The following is a 21,554-nucleotide window of genomic DNA, read 5'->3' on the forward strand; positions in this document are numbered from 1 at the left end:
TTACTCACCTTTCTTTTCTTTCATTACTTCTTTTTTTATATCTTTATGTCTTTTAACTCTAAGCTTTTCAGCTTCAATTATGTTTTCTATATCTATAACAGCTTGTTCAACTGTATTATTTACAACAAAATAATCATATTCACCGACAAAGTCAAGTTCTCTAAATGCATTTTTAAATCTCGTATTGATTTCTTCTTCCGTCTCTGTGTCTCTCTTTATAAGTCTACTTTTTAATTCGTCCATTGTCGGTGGAAGTAAAAATATAAATACTGCCTCTTTATATTTTTCTTTTACTTGTAATGCTCCTTGAACATCTATTTCCAATAGAACTATTTCACCTTTTTCTATTTCGCTAAATACAAACTTTTTTGGAGTTCCATAATAATTTGTATGTACAAAAGCATATTCAAGAAGTTCATCATTTTTTACCATATCTTCAAATTCTTCAATAGTAGTAAAAAAATAATTTTCTCCATTAACTTCATTTGGTCTAGGAGTTCTTGTAGTAACCGATGTAGAAAAGGATATCTTATTATTTCTACTCATAAGTGCTTGACTTACTGTACCCTTTCCACTTCCTGAAGGTCCTGATAACACTAATAAAAAACCTGCTGACAAAAAAATCAATCCTCCTTAACTTTTCCTTCACTTATCCTTGCCGCTATTGTTTCCGGTTGTATAGAAGCAAGAATTATCTGACTTGTATCCATAATTATAACAGATCTTGTCTTTCGTCCATAAGTCGAATCTACTAATAACCCCTTATCTCTACTTTCAGATATTAATCTCTTTATTGGAGCAGAATCAGGATCGATTACCGCTATAATTCTACTTTCATTAATAATATTTCCAAAGCCTATATTTATCATTTTAATTATTTTTTAACTCCTACTCTATATTTTGAATTTGTTCTCTTATCTTTTCTATTTCGGATTTCAATTCAACTACACAATTTAATGTATCTATATCCGTTGATTTAGAACCTATTGTATTTACTTCTCTATTTAATTCTTGAACTAAAAAATCAAGTTTTCTTCCAATAGCTCCATCCAAATTGATTATTTTATTAAATTGTTTAAGATGTAAAAAAACTCTTGTAATTTCTTCGTCAATAGATAACCTGTCACACATTATTGCAAGCTCTGTACTAAGCCTTGGTAAATCTAGATTTTTAATATCTACATTAGACTCTATTGTTTCCCTCAACTTTTCTGTATTTTCTTTTAAAGTTATCGGTGCTCTTTCTTTAATCATTGCGGAAATTTTTTCAATATCTGAAATTCTTTCTATAAAAAACTTTTTTGTTTCTTCTCCTTCTATATTTCTCATTGAAATAAAATTAGTCAAAGCTTCATTTAATGCTTCATCCAAAATCTTTGAATATTCATTTATATCTTCTTCATTGTTTTTATTTACAAGAACTCCCTGCATATAGTATATATCCCTAAGAGATATATCATCACTAATATTAAGCTCATTTTTAAGTTCTGTAAGAGCTAAATAATATTGTTTAGCTAAAGTAGTATCTACTTCTATTTTAACATCTGTAGAATTAATGTATTCAAGATTTATAAATACATCAATCTTTCCTCTATTTACACTGTCTTTTATAGACTTTTTAACTCTTTCTTCAAGAGCAAATAATATTTTAGGAAGTCTTACTGATATATCACAATATCTGTTATTTACAGACTTCATTTCTACTTTAATGCTGAATCTTTCATTAGAAGCTATTCCACTTCCATATCCTGTCATGCTATTCATTTATAACACCCCATTTTATAGTATTATACTTTATTTCTGATAGATTTGCCATAAAAACAAGACAAAAAAAGAGAATCTTTTCAGATTCTCTTTTTATTTTACTACAATATTATAAATCTTACCCGGAACATATATTTCCTTCACAATATTCTTTCCGTCAGTATAATTTCTATAAACTTCATTTTGCATAGCAATCTGCCTTGCAACATCTATATTAGCATCCCTTGGAATCTCTATTGTGTACCTAACCTTGCCGTTAAATTGAACAGGAAGCGCAATACTATCATCAATAGTCTTTGCTTCATCATACTCAGGCCATCTAGCTTGATTTAGATATCCACCAAGATTTGTAATTTCCCACAATTCTTCTGTTATATGTGGAGCAACTGGATTTAAAAGTATTAAATATGTTTTTAAATCTTTTTTAGTGATACTCTTATTTTCATTAAATTCATTTAATAAACCCATTAATGCTGCTATTGCCGTATTTGCTTTTAAGTTCTCATAATCATGCGAAACTTTTTTTATAGCCTTGTGGATACTGGACTCAAGACTCTTACTATAATCTTCACCGTTATTTAAAATAGACTGAAGATTCCAAACTCTCTCTAAAAATCTTCTACATCCCTTAACGCCATTGTCACTCCATGGAGCGTTCTTTTCAAAATCTCCTATAAACATTTCATAAGTTCTAAGAGTATCCGCACCATAATCTCTAATTATATCATCAGGATTTATTACATTACCTCTTGACTTACTCATTTTTTCACCATTATTCCCAAGAATCATTCCGTGAGATGTTCTCTTTTTATAAGGTTCTTTGGTAGGAACAACTCCTATATCATATAAAAATTTATGCCAAAATCTTGAATATAATAGGTGAAGAGTTGTATGCTCCATACCTCCATTATACCAATCAACTGCAGTCCAATATTTTAGTGCTTCTTTTGATGCAAGCTCCATATCATTATCAGGGTCTGTATATCTTAAAAAATACCAAGAACTTCCTGCCCATTGAGGCATAGTATCCGTTTCTCTTTTCGCAAAGCCTCCACAATGAGGACATGTTGTATTTACCCAACTATCAATTTTAGAAAGAGGACTTTCTCCATTATCTGTAGGCTCATAGTTTTCAACATCAGGTAATAAAACAGGTAATTCAGCTTCAGGAACCGGAACCCAACCGCACTTTTCGCAATATATTAAAGGTATTGGTTCTCCCCAGTATCTTTGTCTTGAAAATACCCAATCACGCAACTTAAAGTTTATTTTTCTATGTCCTATTCCCTTATCTTCAATCCACTTTAGCATTGAATCAATGGCATCTTTAACTGATTTTCCATTTAAAAATCCAGAATTTATCATAATTCCTGTTTCAGTATCTATGAAAGCTTCTTGTTCGACATTTCCACCATCAATTACAGGAACTATATTAAGATCAAATTTCTTTGCAAACTCATAATCTCTTGTATCATGAGCCGGAACTGCCATTATAGCACCTTTACCGTAACTCATTAATACATAATCCGAAATCCAAATAGGAATTTGCTCTTCAGTCACCGGATTTATAGCATATAGTCCTTCTATTACTACTCCTGTTTTTTCAGTTGAAAGCTCTGTTCTTTCAAAATCAGATTTTTTGGAGCACTCTTCCTTGTATGTTTCTATTGCCTCTAAATTTTTAATTCTATCAATATATTTTTCAATTAATGGATGTTCCGGAGCTATTACCATATATGTCGCTCCGAAAATAGTATCAGGTCTCGTTGTAAAAACTTCAAGATAATCATCTGAATTTGCAATATTGAATTTAATTTCAGCTCCTTCACTTCTGCCTATCCAATTTTTTTGTTGAGTCTTAACCCTTTCAATATAGTCTACTTCTTCAAGATCATCTAAAAGTCTTTGTGCATAATCAGTAATTTTAAGCATCCATTGACTTTTAACTTTTCTAACTACCTCATGACCGCATCTTTCGCATTTACCGCCAACTACTTCTTCATTAGCAAGTCCCGCTTTACATGAAGGACACCAATTTACAGGCATTTCAGTTTTATATGCAAGCCCTCTTTTAAAAAGTTGTAAAAATATCCATTGAGTCCATTTATAATATTTAGGATCTGTTGTATTAACTTCCCTTGACCAGTCAAAGGAAAATCCTATTGATTTTAGCTGTTTCTTAAATCTATTTACATTTTGTTTAGTAACTTTCGCAGGATGAATTTTATTTTTAATAGCAAAATTCTCAGTTGGAAGTCCAAATGCATCCCATCCCATCGGATATAAAACATTATATCCTTCATATCTTCTTTTTCTTGCAACAATATCAAGTGCAGTATAAGGTCTTGGATGTCCTACATGAAGTCCTTGTCCTGAAGGATATGGAAATTCTACTAATGCATAAAATTTTTCCTTGTCAAATTCATTTTTTGTAACATAAGTTTTATTATCATCCCAAAACTTTTGCCATTTTTTTTCTATTTCATTTGGATTATAATTATTCATCTGTTCCTCCTAAAATTCTGCAGAACCAACTGTTCTTGGAAATGGTATTACATCTCTAATATTGCTCATACCTGTAATATACATTACAGCTCTTTCAAATCCAAGTCCAAATCCTGAGTGTTGAGCGCTACCATACCTTCTAAGATCTAAATACCACTTATATGTGTCCATATCCATTCCAATATTTTTCATTTTTTCTTCTAATACTTCAAGTCTATCCTCTCTTTGAGAACCTCCAATTATTTCTCCAACTCCGGGTACAAGAAGATCCATTGCAGCTACCGTTTTTTTATCTTCGTTTTCTTTCATATAAAAAGCTTTTATCTCTTTTGGATAGTTTATTACAAATAAAGGCTTTTTATATACTTCTTCAGTCAAATATCTCTCATGCTCAGTCTGTAAGTCAACTCCCCATTCAACAGGATATTTAAACTCACGTCCTGATTTTTTTAATACTTCTATAGCCTCTGTATAAGTAATTCTACCAAAATCAGAATTTACAACATTATTAAGTCTTTCAAAAAGTCCCTTATCAATAAAGCTATTAAAAAACTCCATTTCATCTTTTGCATTATCAAGTACATATTTAATTATATACTTTAACATTTCTTCTGAAATTCTCATATTTTCTTCAAGATCTGCAAATGCAAGTTCCGGTTCTATCATCCAAAATTCTGCAGCGTGCCTTGCTGTATTTGAATTTTCAGCTCTGAAAGTAGGTCCAAAAGTATACACGTTTCCAAATGCTAAAGCAAATGATTCAGCCTCTAATTGTCCAGATACAGTTAAATTAGTTGATTTTCCAAAAAAGTCATTCGAAAAATCAACTTTACCATCTTCAGTTAAAGGAATATTTTTTAAATCAAGAGTTGTAACTTGAAACATCTCTCCTGCCCCTTCTGCATCTGATGCTGTTATAAGCGGAGTATTTACATAAACAAATCCTTTTTCTTGAAAAAATTTGTGTATTGCAAACGCAAGAATAGATCTAACTCTAAATACTGCATTAAATGTATTAGATCTTCCCCTTAAATGTGCAATAGTTCTTAAATATTCCATCGTATGACGCTTTTTTTGAAGCGGATAATCTCTGTCAGATTCACAGTAAGCTTCAATTTTTACTGCATGTAGCTCAATTGGCTGCTTTGCTCCGGGACTTTCCACGATTTTTCCCTCTACTAAAAGAGAAGAACTTATGGGATATTTTTCAACTTCAGAAAAATTTTGCAGCTTATCATCGTATACAATTTGCAGACTTCCAAAGCACGAACCATCTGTAAGTTCTATAAATCCAAAATTTTTAGATGATCTGCTTGTTTTTATCCATCCTTCAATTTTTACATCTCTATCAATAAATTTTTGACTGTTTTCTAAAATTTCTCTAATAGTTAATCTCATAATTCCTCCTAATATATCAACTTTATTTTTTATTTTCAATTTATATATAGGTTGTATTATAGCCATTTTGTAACAGTTTGTCAAATTGTAGAAGTATTTTTACATAAAAATAAGGCCCTTTAGGACCTTATCTTTTCATTATTGAGCTATTGATGGAACAAATGGCTTTTTAGCTGTTCTTGCTACATCTCCGGCAACATATCTAAATAACTCAGAGTACATTGATTTTGCATCTTTAAAAGCCTGCATTCCCAGCTTTTCTGCCATTTCATTTGCATATTCAACTGCTCTTTTAGGATCTTGATGATACAAAACTAAAAATTCTTTATTTCTTGCATCTTGTTCTTCTATTAATTTATCTTGATACTTACTCCAGTATTCTCTAATACTCTTTCCATATTTATCTCTATTTAATTCAGCTAATGTAGATAATCCTCTAAATACCCAATATGCCTGTGTATCATCAAAATTTGATGATTTTTTAGCATATGCCTCAGGAGTTTTTGATAAATTAGGGAAGTATGGAACATACACATTGTGTTCCGCATTTCCCATAGCAAGCCATAAAATTCCAGGAACTTTTGCAGGGAAATTTTCTTTTAATTCTATTATATGACACTCAACTTGTCTTTCTATTCCTATAACTCTTACGCCTTTATTTTCAGGCTTATTTCCATCTAACTTAGTTCCTTCATATCTATATTTTTGTAATTCCATAACATCTTTTAAAGAAACCTTTTTATCCGGTTTGAAAAATAAATTATAGTTACTTTCATAAGACAATTTTTTTGAAGGTGCAAGAAAATTTTGTCCGCCCCATACTCTTGCTCTATCATAATCTTGAAGTTCAGGAGCATAAGTTGCCCTCACTGAAAACTTTCCATTTACTTTTTTTATTAAATTATGTTTTTCAGGCATACTAATTAATTCTTTAGATGCTATAACATTTTCTGTATCATTTACATCTACGTAATCAAGCCATAAACAATTTGGAATTACCGCACAAACATCAGTTGGCAATTTAATTGCAACATATTGATGTCCTGATACTATTTCCATGTACCACGCTTCTTTATGATCTGCTATCATTAAAACGTTACATTCAGCAGCTCCCTCTTTATCAATTATTTCTCCAAGAAGTTTAACGCCTTCTTTAGCTGTGCTACATCTTGAAAGAACTAATGTAGTTATGTCTGCTTCTCTAAGACCAGTATCAATAAGAGGATCTACTTTTTCAATTTCTTCTCTATAATCTGCAGATACTGTTGCAGATATTGCAACTCCTTTTTCGTTATAACCAACTTCGTCATAAATACCATCATCATCATAGCCATCTGAATCAGGAACTGCACAATATTGATAAGTATGCATAGCTTGAGGCCATTTAAACCCTGTTATTTGATCTTCATACATTTCACCGTCTTTATGATCTGCAGCCGGATATACAACAAAACTTTTCGGATGTCCTCCACCTATATCTTCTGTTCTGCAAATTAAAGTAGAACCATTCTTAGATACATCTTTTCCTACATAAGTTCCTGTACAGGCAAGTGCACTATTACCAACACTTAATATCATAATAAGTGCCAATAACAAAGATAACATTCTTTTCTTCATAATTATAATTCCTCCTTACGAAAATGATTTCCTAGTTAATATTATAGCAATATTTAATCAAATATAAAAGAGCATAAATATTTATTAAAAAACACAATGCTATGTTTTAAATATTTATGCTCTATTCCATAATCAAATTGATTGAAAAACACAATTTCTAATTCTATTTTTTTCTTATTTATCTTTAAGTTTAGCCATAAAATCTTTTATTTTTTTCTCATATCCATTGTTAGATGGTTCATAATAAATCCTATCTACAAATTCACTTGGAAGATATTGTTGCTCTACATAATTATTTTCATAATCATGAGGATACTTATATATAGCTTCTTTTTTTATATCCGGACTATGCTTATCTCTTAGATACATCGGTATATAAAAATTTGTTCCATATTTCACATCATTAATAGCCGAATTAATTCCAAGATATGCCCTATTAGATTTTGGAGCTGTAGCAAGATATGTGGTTGCTTGTGCTAAAATAATTCTGCCTTCCGGAAATCCAACCATATTAACTGCATTAAATGCCGCTACTGCAACTACAAGCGCCATAGGATCCGCATTTGATATATCTTCTGATGCGGATATTATTAATCTTCTTGCTATAAATTTAGGTTCTTCTCCTGACTCTATCATCTTTGCAAGGTAAAAAAGTGCAGCATTAGGATCAGATCCTCTAATTGATTTTATAAAAGCTGATGCAGTATCATAATGCTCATTTCCATTTTTATCATAATTTATGTTTTTACTTTGTAAACAATCTTTAATAATATCTATATCTATTTTTATCTTATTATCAACCATATCTGTAGATAAAATTGCTATTTCTAAAGAATTTAAAATATTTCTCCCATCACCTGAAGAATTATTTATCAAAAAATTAATTGCAGCATCATCTATTTCTATATTTAAATTACCGAAACCATTTTCATCATTTAAAGCTTTTATTATAAGTTCTCTTAATTCTTCCTGACAAAGAGCTTCAAGTGTTAATATTTGGCACCTGGAAACTAATGCTTTATTAACTTCAAAGTAAGGATTTTCAGTTGTAGCTCCTATTAGAATTATAATTCCCTTTTCAACAAAAGGAAGAAGAGCATCTTGTTGAGTTTTATTAAATCTATGAATTTCATCTATAAACAGTATAGTATTTTTATTTTCATATTTTAAAAATTCTTCAGCTTCATTTAACACTTCTCTTAATTCTTTTATATTTGATGTTACAGCTGAAATTTGAACAAATCTTTTTTTTGTGGTATTTGCAATTATTCTTGCAAGAGTTGTTTTCCCAACTCCAGGCGGTCCATAAAATATCATCGAAGATACTCTGTCCGATTTTATAATTCTACTTAAGTATCTTCCTTCACCGACAAGATGTTTCTGTCCAAAAAATTCATTTAGATTTTTTGGCCTTAGTCTTTCTGCAAGCGGTGCATTTGTTTTTAAATTTTCCTGCATATTTAAAGTAAATAAATCCATAAAATCACTTCTTCTTGCTTATTATATCTTGCAGTTCATCAAAAAAACTATTTACATCTTTAAATTGCCTATATACAGAAGCAAATCTAACATAGGCAACTTCATCAAGTTCTTTTAGTTCCTGCATTACCATTTCACCGATTTCAGTAGTTGTAATTTCTTTTTTTAATGAATTTTGAATCTTTTTTTCTATATTGTCTACTGCAGCTTCTATTTTTTCAATTGATACAGGTCTTTTTTCACACGATTTTATTATTCCATGAACTATTTTATTTCTATCAAAGCTCTGTCTATTGCCATCTTTTTTTTCAACTATTATAGGTGTCTCTTCAATTTTCTCATAGGTTGTAAATCTTCCCTTACAATTTATACATTCTCTTCTACGTCTTATTGTACTACCTTCGTCTGTCGGTCTTGAATCTACAACTTTAGATTCAGAATACCCACAATATGGACACTTCATATTATCACCTCATCAAAAATACCTCATCAAATGATGAGGCATTAATTAGTTTTTCTTTGTTCTTAAAAATGAAGGGATTTTTAATTCTCCATCTTCAAAATTTTTTACAGAATCTTTAGAATCAGATCTGCCACTAATGTCAAGACCTGGAAATTTTTTTCCCTTATCTTCTTTATATTGATCAAATTCAGTAGCTATTACTGTAATTTTTATTTGATCTTTAAGTGATTCATCAATTCCTGCTCCAAATATAATATTTGCATCTTCATCTACACAGTCACGAATTAAATCTGCAGCTTCATTAACTTCAAAAATTCCAAGATCATTTCCTGCTGTTATATTAAGAAGTACAGATTTTGCTCCTTGAATAGAAGTTTCAAGTAGAGGAGAATTTATAGCAAGTTTAGCAGCTTCAGTAGCTCTATCGTCCCCGGATGCAACACCTATACCCATATGAGCAATACCTTTATCATACATAATTGTCTTAACGTCCGCAAAGTCAAGATTTATTAGATTAGGTACCGAAATTAAATCTGATATACCTTGTATACCTTGTTTTAATATTTCATCCGCCATCTCAAAAGCTTTTGAAAAACTTGTCTTTTTATCTGAAATTGAAAGGAGTCTATCATTTGGAATAATAACCAATGTATCTACTTTATCTTTTAATGCGTTAATTCCTCTCTCTGCAAATTTTGCTCTCTTTATACCCTCAAAGGCAAAAGGTTTTGTTACTACACCAACTGTAAGTAATCCTAATTCTTTCGCAACATCTGCAATTATAGGAGCTGCTCCAGTACCGGTTCCACCGCCCATTCCGGCAGTTATAAATACCATATCGGCACCTTCAAGACATGCTCTTATTTCATCACGAGACTCTTCTGCAGATTGTTCTCCAACATCAGGATTGGCACCTGCACCTAACCCTTTTGTTACTTTCTCTCCTAATTGAATTTTACTTTCTGCAAGAGAATTTTTTAATGCTTGTCTATCTGTATTAAAAGCAATAAATTCTACTCCCTTAACTCCGGCATTTATCATTCTGTTAACAGCATTATTTCCGCCGCCACCAACGCCAACTACCCTTATCTTGGCAAAATCATCATGATCCATATCAAAATCCAACATAAACATCCTCCTTATATAATAAATTACTTATTCATCATAATAAACCTATAATAGTATTTTATAAATAAATTGTAAAATAGTCAATATCTAAACACTTCATTATAAAAAAACATCGTTAATTTTCACTTTCCGTTAAATTTTCATCAAAATTATCTTTGTCATTTTTATCATTACCATTTGAATAATCACTTTCTATTTCTACTATAATATTATCTCCTTTACTCATATCTATTAAAGTGGCTCTTTTATTTGTTTTCCTAATATCTTCCAATACTTGTCCTAACATCTTAAATTTGTAATCAAGATTAGTAGGTTCTCCAAATTTAATTTCAATATTATCCTTATTTATACACATAATAGAATTAGAACTTATATTTACACTTTTCAAATTTTGAAAAATTTCTTTTTCATCAAAAAGCTTTTTTATAAAATTTTTAGTTTGATCATCTTTAGCGTATAAAAACTTTCCAAGTTTTAAATCTTTTTCATCTATTCCGGTAAGTTCTACAATATTTTGTAATGGTTCATTTTTTATTCCAATAATTCTAAATTCATCATCAAGCAAATAATAATCCATATAATTTTCTATTTGTAGAATCGGTTTTCTTTCATAAACTGAAATAGTTACACGCCTTGATAATGAAAAAGAAATTTTTGAAGTTTTAATTACCGGAATATTATTTATATTTTTAATTCTATCTTTTTTATTTACAGAAAAATAATTTTCTCCAACTTTAAATTCAGACTTTTTTATTATCTCAGACTCTTTTGCTTCTGATGCCCCTTTTATATTGATTGATCTTACATTAAATACTCCCAATTTTAGCATAAAAAATATTATTATACTAAACAAAATTATTATAGAAACTATTTTTCTTATCAAAAGCCTTTTCTTTCTACGCTTTATAATTTTCTTTTTTCTATTTCCGTTATTCATTATTTTAAACTTTCTATTTTATCTACCAATAATTTTACAGCTTCAATATTCCCAATTTTTTTTGAATTCAATGCCATCTCATTTCTTAAATTATCATTTGAAATCAGTTCAACTATATTATTATATAAAATATCTCCGTTTAAATTTTCTTCTAATATAACTTTTGAAGCACCTTTATTCTCGTAGCTTTTAGCATTAAAAACTTGATGATTCCCTGCAGTATATGCTTTTGGAATTAAAATACTTGCAATTCCAACCGCCGACACTTCAGCAAGTGTCATTGCACTTGAACTTGCAATTACAAGATCGCTTGCCATTAATAATTTTGGAATTTCATATGAATAATTTAATATCGTTATGTTTTCAGAAATATTATTTTTATTTAAATTTTCCATAAATTTATTATAGTGAGTTTTTCCTGTTATATGCATAAATTTAAAGTTTATATCCTTTTTACTTTTTATTATATCAATAACAGCTTCATTTGTAGATTCTTGTCCTCCGCTACCTCCAAATGATAAAACAAATTTTTCACTATCTAAAATTCCAAGTTCTTTTCTCGCATTCTCTCTATCTATATTTTCAAAGTCATCTCTTACAGGATTTCCGGTTATAATTATATTATCAGTATTCAAATATTCTCTAGCTTCTTCAAAATTAAGTGAAACAAGATTTGCCTTTTTAGCCAAAAGTCTGTTTGTTTTTCCCGGATATGCATTTTGTTCTTGAATAACAGTTTTTATTTTCTTTTGCTGAGCTTTTAAAACTATCGGAGCACAAACATAACCTCCGGTACCTATTACAACATCCGGCTTAAATTTTTTTATTATTTTATTGCATTCTCTTAAACCCTTAAAGAGAGTCAACATTGTAATAAAAGTTTGCTTATTTATTTTTTTTCTTGGTAATCCTTCTATGTGAATCGATTCAAAATCAATACCATATGTTTTTACAAGTTCTTCTTCAAGACTTCCTTCTTTCCCTACATACAATATTTCATTATCCCCATTTCTTTTTCTTAATTCATTTGCTATCGCAAGTGCCGGATAAATATGTCCTCCGGTTCCTCCACCGGATAAAATGTATTTCATTTATTCTTCCACATCCCTTGAAATTCTAAGTAGCAAACCTATTGAAATCATAGTCAACATTAATGATGTTCCTCCATAAGAAATAAATGGAAGTGTTATACCCGTAACCGGAAATAATCCACAGCCAACTCCCAAATTAAATATTGCCTGTATTCCGATATATGTCGTAATTCCAACTGCTACATATTTATCATAATAATTTTTTGCCTTATATGCAATCAAATATCCTCTATATATTAACATAAAAAACAAAAAAATCAAAAATATGGCTCCTATGATACCGAACTCTTCACAAATAATAGGAAAAATAAAGTCATTATATGCAAGTGGTACATTAGAATATTTTTGTCTTGAATGAAACAATCCTACTCCTCCAAATCCGCCCATAGCTATCGCATACAATGATTGTGTTATTTGATATTTATCTTTTGTTAATGTTCCGCTATCTGTAAAAAACGAAAACATTCTCTTTATTCTATATGGAAATAAAACTATCATCGGCACAATTGATGCTCCCCCAATGCCAAGTAATGTCACAAATTGATGAGACTTTATTCCCCCTACAAAATACATAGAAAATAATGATATTCCTATTACAACAGCTGTTGAAAGGTCTTTCAACATTATCGGAACAACTGATATTGCCATGATTAATACTAATGAATAAAATGTATAACTATTTCCCATATTTTTTTTGTTAATATCAAGAAGCTTCGCCATATACACAATAGATGTTATTTTTAAAATATCTGATGGTTGAAATTTAAATGATGAACTCGGAATTCTTATCCATCTTATCTGTCCATACTTCCCCCAGCCAAGAGGAGTCCATAATGCAAAAATCAAAAAAATCCCCACTATAAAACCAATCCCAGATAAATTTCGGATTGTTTTTCTTGGTAATTTTGAAACAACAATAACTCCGATAAATCCAAGTATAGAAAATATTAATTGTCTTTTTGCAAAATAAAACCCATCGCCGTCAAAATTTTTTACACCTTCAGGGTAACTTGCACTTGTTACTGCAATAAGACCAAAAAATACTAAAAGTATCAAAATTATTATTAACGGAAAATCCATAGATTTTAATTTGTTTTTATATTTTTTCATTATATCAACTCATTTACTAATTTTTTAAAATGTTCTCCTCTTTTTTCATAGGAAGTATACATATCCCACGATGCACATGCCGGTGACAACAATACAACATCTCCACTAGATGCTATGCTATTAGAAAGCATAACCGCCTTATCTAAGTCATTAACCATATATATTTCATAGCCTAACGGCTTTGATATTTTCTGCAATATATCTGCTGTTTCTCCAAGTAATATAAGTTTTTTTACTTTGCCAAGCCCTATATTAAGCATCTCTGAAAAATCAGCTTTCTTATCATATCCGCCTGCTATTAAAATTATATTTTTTTCAATAGCGTTAATTGCCATAATTGTAGAATCCGGATTAGTTCCTTTAGAATCATTATAATATTTTACCCCATTTAACTCTCTTACAAATTCTATTCTATGCTCCACTCCCATGAAATTAGAAATAGACTTTTTTATGACCTCATTTTTTATTCCAAGAGATTTTGCGATAGCTGTTGATGCAAGTACATTTTCTACATTATGTACTCCCGGCATTTTTATATCATTCACAGACATTATAAATTCCGTAGAATCTTTACTTCTAAAGTAAATACCGCCTTCCTTTACAAATGTACCAAGCTTCCCGGAATCTTCAAGTGAAAAATAATATATATCTCTATCGAAACTTAAACTTTTTAAATTCTGATCTCTATAATTGAATATGGTGTAATCATCTTCATTTTGATTTTTAAATATTTTATATTTAGCATTTTTATAATTAGAAATATTCCCATGCCAGTCTAAATGGTCGCTTGTAACATTTGTTATAACTGAAACTATCGGTTTGAAATCATAAGTATACTCTAATTGAAACGAACTTGCCTCAATAACTATATAATCATCTTCTTCAGCTTCAAGAGCTATATCTAAAATTCCCTTTCCAATGTTTCCTACACAGTATGTTTTTCTATCATTGTTTAATATTTGATAAGTTAATGAAGTTGTTGTTGTCTTTCCATTCGTTCCTGTTATTGCTATTAAATTTTTACACTTAGTAATCCCATAAGCAATTTCAATATCTGATACAACTTTAATATTTTTTTCATTAGCAAGCATTAAAATTTCATTTTTAGGATTTATTCCCGGGCTCTTTATTATCAAATCAATTTTATCAATATCTTTTTTATTGAAAATTTTAAAGTCTATTTCAAAATCTTTGTTTAAATTGTCTTCATTTTCATCATAGGCGTATAAATTGCACTCAAAATTACTCATACATTTCAATGCGGATTCGCCTGTAACTCCTAGCCCAAAAATTAATATATTTTTATATTCGTACATAATTATCTCCTAAAATAACATTTTATATGAAATTAAACACAATATTAATTCCACAGCATAAAATACAACTACTACCTTGGTTTCTTTCCAACCTTTTTGTTCAAAATGGTGGTGAAGCGGTGACATCAAAAATACTCTTTTGCCTCTAAGTTTAAATGATGCTACCTGTATTATTACAGATAGAGTTTCTATAAAATATATACCTCCCGCTACAGGAAGTATTAAAGGTAAATTTAACAGTATTGCAACGGCACTAACTGCTCCGCCCAATGCAAGAGAACCTGTGTCTCCCATAAATACTTTTGCCGGATATTTATTATAATATAGAAAGCCTAATAAAGCTCCTATTAGCAATATACAAAATAGTTCCACTGTTGTTCTTCCGAGTTTATGTGCAACAACAGCGAAAAAACCTAAGCAAATTATAGTTATTCCACTGGAAAGACCATCTAATCCATCTGTCAAATTCACCGAATTAACTGTTCCAACTACGACAAATACAATAAATGGTATATATAATAATCCTATGTTTATGTTCAAATTTAATATAGGAATTATTATATTTGTATTAAGTTCCGGAGTTTTATATTGATAAAACAATATTATTAAAGCTACCAAAATTTGACAGATTAATTTTTGTTTTGCAGTAAATCCTAAATTTCTCTTTTTTACAACCTTAATATAATCATCTATAAATCCTACCAAACCAAATGCAAAAGTTGAAAATAAAAGCATTACAATTTCAAGACTTTTATCTTTGGATAAAATTACCATAATTAATATAGTAATTAAAAACATTACTCCGCCCATCGTAGGCGTTCCACCTTTTACCAAATGACTTTGTGGACCATCTTCTCTAATACTTTGACCTGCTTTCAACTTTTTTAACTCCGGTATTACAATTTTCCCTGACATTAACGATATAAGCATTGATAAAATTAAACTAATCAGGATTCTACTTTCCTGCATAAATACACTTCCTAACTTTAATTACTTTTCTTTATTCAAATTCTTTTTGTTATTTTCATCATTTTTAGATTCTCTGATATTTTCATCTGTAGGAGGAATCGACATAGTAAATACTACAAAAGTATTACTGTTGATTTTACTATTAGGTCCTACAGATTGATATGTCACTTCACCTGTGCCTTTTATATTATACTCCACGTTTAAATCTTTTAAAATAGTCTTTAATTCCTTCTCGGTCTTACCAACTAAATTTGGCATAACTTTATCTTCTTCAATATTGGAATTTACACTTAAATCTACTATTGTTTCAAGATTTACCATGGCTCCAGCTTCCGGATATTGTTTCATAACTATTGAAGCGTTAGAAATATTATTTATATTTGCATTAAATTGTAATCCCACATCTACAATTTTTTTACCTGCGTCCGATAACAACAATCCTGTTACATCAGGAACTTCTACAATATTTTTGTTATCAGATGTGTCAATTTTCTCTGTCTTTGGAATATTTAAATATTCTAAAGTATTTTTTAACACATATTGAGCTGCCGGTACAACTACAGTTGCAGCATAAAAATCTCCTCTCGGTCTTTGCATAACAACAAGTACTGTTATCTTAGGATCATTTATAGGCGCAACCCCTACAAAAGAAGATATATAATTATCTTCGTATCCTCCATCTTTTGATGGTATATATGCTGTACCTGTCTTTCCTCCAATTTGATATCCGGGAACTCTTGCCAGTCTTCCTGTTCCATCATCAACTACTTTTTTCATCAATCTCTTCATAGTATTTGATGTTTCTTCAGATATCACCTTTCTCTTTAACTCAGTCTTAAATTTTTTAATAACATTTCCATTTTTATCTTCAAATCTATCGACTATTTTAGGTGTATTTAAATTTCCTCCATTTACAATTGCAGACACTGAATTTATAAGTTGAATAGGAGTCACCGCTATTCCATGTCCATAACTCAATGTAGCGAGTCTTATATCTCCTATTTCGTTAGCATTTGCCGGAATTTGTCCTTTGATTTCTGCCGGTAAATCTATGCCTGTCTTTTCTCCAAAACCAAATGCTTTTATATATTTTAATAGTTTTTCAGCACCAAGCTCTCTACCAATCTTTACAAATGTAATATTGCAACTTTCCGCCATCGCCTGTTCCATAGTTTTATTTCCTATATTTTTAGTATTACAAATTATTTTTGTACCCGGCAAAACAGGTGGACAATAATATATTTTTAAAGGACTTGTTGTATTTTCTTCCAGAGCCGCTGCTGCAGTTATTACTTTCATAACAGAACCCGGCTCATATTGAGAACTCACACAAAAATTTGTCCAATTTTCAAACCATAATTCCGCTTTTTCCTCTTTACTTAAATTAGGCCAAATTTTTTCCTGTTCTTCCCCTACCGGTGCCTTAGGATTATTTGCATTATAACTTCTATTATTAGCCATAGCAAGGATTTCGCCAGTAACCGTATTTTGAACTATAATGGAAACCATATCCGCATTGTGTTTTATTCTCGCGTCCAATGCAGCTTCTTCTGCAAATTGTTGAATTGTTTCATCCAATGTAAGCACCGGATATGCCCCTTCTTTTGGTGCATAATTTTCTTCATCTGTCAAAGGAATTTGAGTATATGAATTATTCTTTATTGATATATTTTTTCCTGCTATTCCAGATAATTCATCATCATACTTAGCTTCAAGACCATATTGACCAACTCCATCATCACTTATAAATCCGATAACATGACTGGCAATAGCATCATAAGGATAAAATCTTCTTGCAACATCTTCTATTGAAAGTCTCGGTATTTTTAAATCTTTTAATTCAAGAGCTTTTTCTCTTGAAATATTTGAAGCTATTTTTATAATTTTATCGCCAACCATAATATCCAAAATTTCTTCCTTGCTAATTTCCAACACCGTTGCTATTTTCTCTGACGCCTCTTCCAATACAGCTCTTTTATAAATATTAAATTCTTCTGTCTTTTGAGATTCACTTTTTTCAAAATTCATATTATAAAATACATTTGCTTTGGTGACATTTACTGCAAGTTCTTTCTTATTTCTATCATATATTATTCCCCTGTCAGCTCTTACAAGTTCAGTCTTAGTCAACTGATTCAACGCTTTTCTTGTCAGGTCTTCACCTTGAAATACATTAATATATAATAATTTTAATACTATCGCTATAAACAAAAAACCCAAAAAGAAAAGTAGAAAAAAAACCTTTTTATTCGCAGTTTTCGACAAATTATTCTCTACTTTATTTTTCTTTTCAGGCTCTGTTAATTTCATTCTTTTGTTCATGATTCCTCCTAATCTTTAGTAAATGATTTAAGTACAGAAATAATAGGACTTAAAAATACGTTGTTATTTACATCTTTTTGTTTTTGGTCCTTACTTATATCTACATAAACAATTTGATTTTCTTTAGGATAAATCATACCTAATTTGTACATTGCTTCATCTTGTATTTCAGTTGAGCTTTTTATTCCCTTTACCTCTCCTATTAAAGACATTTTAGTCTTTTTAAGTTCCGAAATTTCCTTTTGTTGTATCATAATTTTCTTATCTAAACTTGAAAGTTGTGCATAAGTTAATGTAGATGCACATACAACCATCATAACAATAATAAGAGTTATATATAAAGGTCTTTTTGAGGCTCTATTAATTTTTTTTATTTTATTTTTTTGTATTTTAAAATCATTTTTTACTTTAAACATTTTACACCTCTATAATTTTTCTGCAACCCTTAATTTTGCACTATGTGCTCTGTTATTTTCTATTAGTTCTTTTTCAGAAGCAACTATAGGCTTTCTTGTTATTATTTCAATTTCACGTTTTTTACCGCAGTTGCATACTGGAGCCTTTTCAGGACAAATACAATCTAAATAATAATACTTGAATGTTTCTTTAACTATCCTGTCTTCAAGAGAATGAAATGATATTACAGCTATTCTTCCACCTGGATTTAATCTGTCAATCATTCTACCAAGTGTATTTCTTAAAACATCAAGTTCATTGTTTGTTTCTATTCTAAGTGCTTGAAATGTTTTTTTAGCAGGATGACCTTTTTTCTTTCTCGCTGCAGCAGGAATTGCATTTTTTATTATTTCAACCAGTTCAAAAGTTGTATCTATAGGTTTTTTTATTCTACTTTTAACTATAAAATCCGCTATTCTTCCTGCCCATTTTTCTTCAGAATAATCCCATAAAATTTTTGCAATTTCTTCCTTTGAATATCCATTTACTATATCCCAAGCACTAAATGCAGCATTTGTATCCATTCTCATATCAAGCTTTGCATCATAATTATATGAAAATCCTCTATCCCCTTCATCAAATTGATATGAACTTACTCCCAAGTCCAGTAAAAATCCATCCACTTTATCAATTTCCAAAGAATCGAGAATAACATTAAAATCTTTATAATTTGAATTAAATAACTTATAGTTATTATAGCCGAGTTCTCCAAGAACCTCTTTTGATTTTTCTAATGCAGCTAAATCTTGATCTATACCTATTAATAGTCCTGTTCCATTAAGTATCTTTAATATTTGAGATGAGTGTCCCGCTCCACCTATTGTCCCATCAACATATATCCCATTTTCTTTTATATTCAATAAATTTATTGTATCTTCAAACAATACTGATTTATGATTAAATTTCATTTATATTCCAAGCTCCGCCATTTTTTCGGCAACCTCTTCATAGCTTAAACCTTCATCATCATTATATGAATCCCAATTTTCACTACTCCATATTTCAGCTCTCGTACTTGCTCCTATAATAACTACATCTTTTAAAATTTCTGCATGTTCTCTGAGATTTTGTGGTATTAGCGCTCTTCCCTGTTTATCTAAATCTTCATTTGTAGCTCCAGAGAAAAATATTCTTATAAATGATCTTGCAGCTTTATTAGTCATCGGTAATTCTTTAAGTTTATTTTCAATCCTTTTCCATTCTTCATTTGGATACACAAAAAGACACTTGTCTAATCCTTTTGTTATTACAAAATTATCTCCAAGATCTTCTCTTAATTTAGATGGAATCATCACTCTTCCCTTATTATCGAGGGAATGTCTATATTCACCTATAAGCATTTCTATCACCACTTATTACCACTATTTACCACTTACTACCACTTTAATTACATTTTACACTATTTACGTTACTTATTCCATTATAATTTATAAAAAAAATAAATAGGGACCTAAGTCCCTATTCTCTATTTTTATATATCTACGCTGTTATATTTAAATCAAAATCAAAATTCAACTATATATTGTTTATAATCTTTAAAGGCATACTATAAATTGTTTTTTTCCCATTATTATAATTACATTAAGATACAACTTTTGTATTACATTGCTTCGTTATAAAATAAAAATCAGATCCTACTCCTTCCTCCGAAATTACTCCATATTTAAATTTGTGAAGCTCTAAAATATTTTTTACAATATAAAGTCCAAGTCCGGTTCCAACTGTAGGTCTTGTATGATTATTTCTAACTCTATAGAATCTCTCCCATATTGAATCCAATTTATCTTTCGGTATTCCTATTCCTTTATCTATACAGTCAAACCTAACTACACCTAAATCTCCAACAACTTTTATAGTTATATCTTTTTCAGATTTAGAATAATTAATTGCATTATTTATAAGATTATATATTACTTGCTCAATTCTTTTTTTGTTTGCAAATATATGAGTGTTTCCGGAATAAATAAAATTAAATTTATAATTATTTTTTTCAAACATAATCTTAAATCTATCAATAACATCTTCTGCAACTTCTTTTAAATCTATACAATCAAATTTTATTTCTTCAAGATTTGATTCTATTTTTGAAATATCCAAAAGGTCGTTTACAAGCATAGTAAGTCTATCAGCCTCATTTATTATAGTATCAATATGCTTGTTTCTCATCTCTTCATTATTTCCTGATATATCCCTTATCATTTCTCCATAAGATTTTATAACTGTAAGAGGTGTTTTTAAATCATGACTCACATTAGCAATTAAGTCTTTTCTTACTTCCATAGTTTTTGTAATTTCTCTTGTAGCATAATTGAGTGTATTTGAAAGATCATCTATTTCAGTATAATCTCCCTTTTTAAAATTTACAGAATAATCTCCACTTCCAAGCTTTTTTGCAGTTTTTGACATTTCAACAAGAGGTTTTGATAATCTTCTTGAAATAAAATAAGATAATGCGAATGCCAACAACAATGAAAGTATAGAAACTATTATTAAAAGTCTCTTTAATACATCTATTGCCGAATCTACAGGCTGTGGAGAGGTTTTTATCATTATATAGTAATTGGTTCCTGCAGTAGTACCAAGATAACCTGCATAAACTATAGTTGGAGTTTCTAAATGTTTTAACTTAGTAATTGAAACCCTATAAGGATGATCTCCGTTTTTCACACCTGCAAAATATTCATCAAATGCATCACTTCCTATTACTTTTGGATTTATCATAACATCAAGCCATGTAAGAGGATAAATTAAAGTCCCCTCTTCATCAATTACTTCTATATTGAGTCCTTTTTTTTGAGAATAGTTTAATACTTTACTCTCAAAATCTTTATTCATATACTGGCTTCTTAAATAATCTCCAATTTTCGTAACCTCGTGTATTTTCATAGATTCATAAAATCTATTTAAAAATACTATTTGAAAAAGCCATAGTATAGCAAGTATTACAACCGCAAATGCAGAAAAGTACTTCCAAAAAGTGAACATTATGCTTTTTTTGT

At 29.8% G+C, this 21,554-nt stretch carries 19 protein-coding genes; all 19 read right to left on the reverse strand.

Translation table 11 applies throughout. The features are described 5' to 3' along the window. The 19 genes from gmk to M915_RS02230 all read right to left on the reverse strand — a co-directional run bounded on the left by gmk (nt 1) and on the right by M915_RS02230 (nt 21,540). Nucleotides 1-618 (reverse strand): guanylate kinase, encoded by a 618-nt coding sequence (gmk, locus tag M915_RS02140; protein WP_009222130.1) that lies wholly within the window; start codon nt 616-618, stop codon nt 1-3. Nucleotides 619-623: 5 nt separating this feature from the next. Beyond that, nucleotides 624-869, reverse strand: coding sequence for an extracellular matrix/biofilm biosynthesis regulator RemA family protein (locus tag M915_RS02145; RefSeq protein ID WP_009222129.1), 246 nt, complete (start codon nt 867-869; stop codon nt 624-626). A 19-nt stretch (nt 870-888) separates the two neighbouring features. Further along, the gene (locus M915_RS02150; protein WP_036728939.1) at nt 889-1,764 is read right to left on the reverse strand and encodes a YicC/YloC family endoribonuclease; all 876 of its coding nucleotides are present in this window, start codon (nt 1,762-1,764) and stop codon (nt 889-891) included. Nucleotides 1,765-1,857: 93 nt separating this feature from the next. After that, complete coding sequence (gene leuS, locus M915_RS02155) at nt 1,858-4,269, reverse strand: leucine--tRNA ligase (RefSeq protein ID WP_036728942.1); 2,412 nt, start codon at nt 4,267-4,269, stop codon at nt 1,858-1,860. A 9-nt stretch (nt 4,270-4,278) separates the two neighbouring features. Then, nucleotides 4,279-5,667 (reverse strand): asparagine--tRNA ligase, encoded by a 1,389-nt coding sequence (gene asnS / locus M915_RS02160; protein ID WP_036728945.1) that lies wholly within the window; start codon nt 5,665-5,667, stop codon nt 4,279-4,281. A gap of 138 nt (nt 5,668-5,805) precedes the next feature. Continuing rightward, complete coding sequence (locus tag M915_RS02165; protein ID WP_036728947.1) at nt 5,806-7,284, reverse strand: C69 family dipeptidase; 1,479 nt, start codon at nt 7,282-7,284, stop codon at nt 5,806-5,808. A gap of 174 nt (nt 7,285-7,458) precedes the next feature. Further along, on the reverse strand, nt 7,459-8,763 hold the full coding sequence (locus M915_RS02170) for a replication-associated recombination protein A (protein ID WP_009222124.1): 1,305 nt from the start codon (nt 8,761-8,763) through the stop codon (nt 7,459-7,461). A gap of 4 nt (nt 8,764-8,767) precedes the next feature. Next, complete coding sequence (nrdR, locus tag M915_RS02175; protein WP_009222123.1) at nt 8,768-9,226, reverse strand: transcriptional regulator NrdR; 459 nt, start codon at nt 9,224-9,226, stop codon at nt 8,768-8,770. 45 nt (nt 9,227-9,271) lie between these two features. Next, a complete protein-coding gene (gene ftsZ / locus M915_RS02180) occupies nt 9,272-10,354 on the reverse strand; it encodes a cell division protein FtsZ (RefSeq protein ID WP_036728950.1) in 1,083 nt (360 codons plus the stop codon). Nucleotides 10,355-10,469: 115 nt separating this feature from the next. Next, the gene (locus M915_RS02185) at nt 10,470-11,291 is read right to left on the reverse strand and encodes a cell division protein FtsQ/DivIB (protein WP_036728952.1); all 822 of its coding nucleotides are present in this window, start codon (nt 11,289-11,291) and stop codon (nt 10,470-10,472) included. Next, nucleotides 11,291-12,382 (reverse strand): undecaprenyldiphospho-muramoylpentapeptide beta-N-acetylglucosaminyltransferase, encoded by a 1,092-nt coding sequence (murG, locus tag M915_RS02190; protein ID WP_036728955.1) that lies wholly within the window; start codon nt 12,380-12,382, stop codon nt 11,291-11,293. Before murG ends, M915_RS02185 begins: the two co-directional genes overlap by 1 nt. Beyond that, nucleotides 12,383-13,492: an FtsW/RodA/SpoVE family cell cycle protein gene (locus tag M915_RS02195; protein ID WP_009222119.1), complete on the reverse strand. Its 1,110-nt coding sequence runs from the start codon at nt 13,490-13,492 to the stop codon at nt 12,383-12,385. It abuts the gene before it with no gap. Beyond that, nucleotides 13,492-14,808: a UDP-N-acetylmuramoyl-L-alanine--D-glutamate ligase gene (murD, locus tag M915_RS02200; protein ID WP_036728958.1), complete on the reverse strand. Its 1,317-nt coding sequence runs from the start codon at nt 14,806-14,808 to the stop codon at nt 13,492-13,494. Before murD ends, M915_RS02195 begins: the two co-directional genes overlap by 1 nt. Before the next feature lie 9 nt (nt 14,809-14,817). After that, nucleotides 14,818-15,777, reverse strand: a complete 960-nt coding sequence (mraY, locus tag M915_RS02205) for a phospho-N-acetylmuramoyl-pentapeptide-transferase (RefSeq protein ID WP_036728961.1) — start codon at nt 15,775-15,777, stop codon at nt 14,818-14,820. A gap of 21 nt (nt 15,778-15,798) precedes the next feature. Next, a complete protein-coding gene (locus M915_RS02210; protein WP_235043748.1) occupies nt 15,799-18,099 on the reverse strand; it encodes a penicillin-binding transpeptidase domain-containing protein in 2,301 nt (766 codons plus the stop codon). 8 nt (nt 18,100-18,107) lie between these two features. After that, on the reverse strand, nt 18,108-18,515 hold the full coding sequence (locus tag M915_RS02215) for an FtsB family cell division protein (protein ID WP_009222115.1): 408 nt from the start codon (nt 18,513-18,515) through the stop codon (nt 18,108-18,110). Between the two features lie 9 nt (nt 18,516-18,524). Further along, nucleotides 18,525-19,463, reverse strand: a complete 939-nt coding sequence (rsmH, locus tag M915_RS02220; protein ID WP_009222113.1) for a 16S rRNA (cytosine(1402)-N(4))-methyltransferase RsmH — start codon at nt 19,461-19,463, stop codon at nt 18,525-18,527. After that, on the reverse strand, nt 19,464-19,895 hold the full coding sequence (mraZ, locus tag M915_RS02225; protein ID WP_009222112.1) for a division/cell wall cluster transcriptional repressor MraZ: 432 nt from the start codon (nt 19,893-19,895) through the stop codon (nt 19,464-19,466). It lies immediately after the preceding gene. A gap of 241 nt (nt 19,896-20,136) precedes the next feature. After that, entirely contained in the window at nt 20,137-21,540 is a 1,404-nt protein-coding gene (locus tag M915_RS02230; protein WP_200860585.1) for a sensor histidine kinase, read from the reverse strand. Nucleotides 21,541-21,554: the final 14 nt, after the last annotated feature.

The organism is Peptoniphilus mikwangii (assembly GCF_000468535.1).
In the GTDB taxonomy this organism is placed as follows: Bacteria; Bacillota; Clostridia; order Tissierellales; family Peptoniphilaceae; genus Anaerosphaera; species Anaerosphaera mikwangii.

Coding starts and splice junctions, on each gene's coding strand:
- M915_RS02170 (WP_009222124.1), bottom strand. CDS start 8,763: ATGGATTTATTTACTTTAAATATGCAGGAAAATTTAAAAACAAATGCA.
- ftsZ (WP_036728950.1), bottom strand. CDS start 10,354: ATGTTGGATTTTGATATGGATCATGATGATTTTGCCAAGATAAGGGTA.
- asnS (WP_036728945.1), bottom strand. CDS start 5,667: ATGAGATTAACTATTAGAGAAATTTTAGAAAACAGTCAAAAATTTATT.
- murD (WP_036728958.1), bottom strand. CDS start 14,808: ATGTACGAATATAAAAATATATTAATTTTTGGGCTAGGAGTTACAGGC.
- mraY (WP_036728961.1), bottom strand. CDS start 15,777: ATGCAGGAAAGTAGAATCCTGATTAGTTTAATTTTATCAATGCTTATA.
- leuS (WP_036728942.1), bottom strand. CDS start 4,269: ATGAATAATTATAATCCAAATGAAATAGAAAAAAAATGGCAAAAGTTT.
- M915_RS02230 (WP_200860585.1), bottom strand. CDS start 21,540: ATGTTCACTTTTTGGAAGTACTTTTCTGCATTTGCGGTTGTAATACTT.
- mraZ (WP_009222112.1), bottom strand. CDS start 19,895: ATGCTTATAGGTGAATATAGACATTCCCTCGATAATAAGGGAAGAGTG.
- M915_RS02165 (WP_036728947.1), bottom strand. CDS start 7,284: ATGAAGAAAAGAATGTTATCTTTGTTATTGGCACTTATTATGATATTA.
- M915_RS02145 (WP_009222129.1), bottom strand. CDS start 869: ATGATAAATATAGGCTTTGGAAATATTATTAATGAAAGTAGAATTATA.
- M915_RS02185 (WP_036728952.1), bottom strand. CDS start 11,291: ATGAATAACGGAAATAGAAAAAAGAAAATTATAAAGCGTAGAAAGAAA.
- nrdR (WP_009222123.1), bottom strand. CDS start 9,226: ATGAAGTGTCCATATTGTGGGTATTCTGAATCTAAAGTTGTAGATTCA.
- M915_RS02195 (WP_009222119.1), bottom strand. CDS start 13,492: ATGAAAAAATATAAAAACAAATTAAAATCTATGGATTTTCCGTTAATA.
- M915_RS02150 (WP_036728939.1), bottom strand. CDS start 1,764: ATGAATAGCATGACAGGATATGGAAGTGGAATAGCTTCTAATGAAAGA.
- M915_RS02210 (WP_235043748.1), bottom strand. CDS start 18,099: ATGAACAAAAGAATGAAATTAACAGAGCCTGAAAAGAAAAATAAAGTA.
- M915_RS02215 (WP_009222115.1), bottom strand. CDS start 18,515: ATGTTTAAAGTAAAAAATGATTTTAAAATACAAAAAAATAAAATAAAA.
- murG (WP_036728955.1), bottom strand. CDS start 12,382: ATGAAATACATTTTATCCGGTGGAGGAACCGGAGGACATATTTATCCG.
- rsmH (WP_009222113.1), bottom strand. CDS start 19,463: ATGAAATTTAATCATAAATCAGTATTGTTTGAAGATACAATAAATTTA.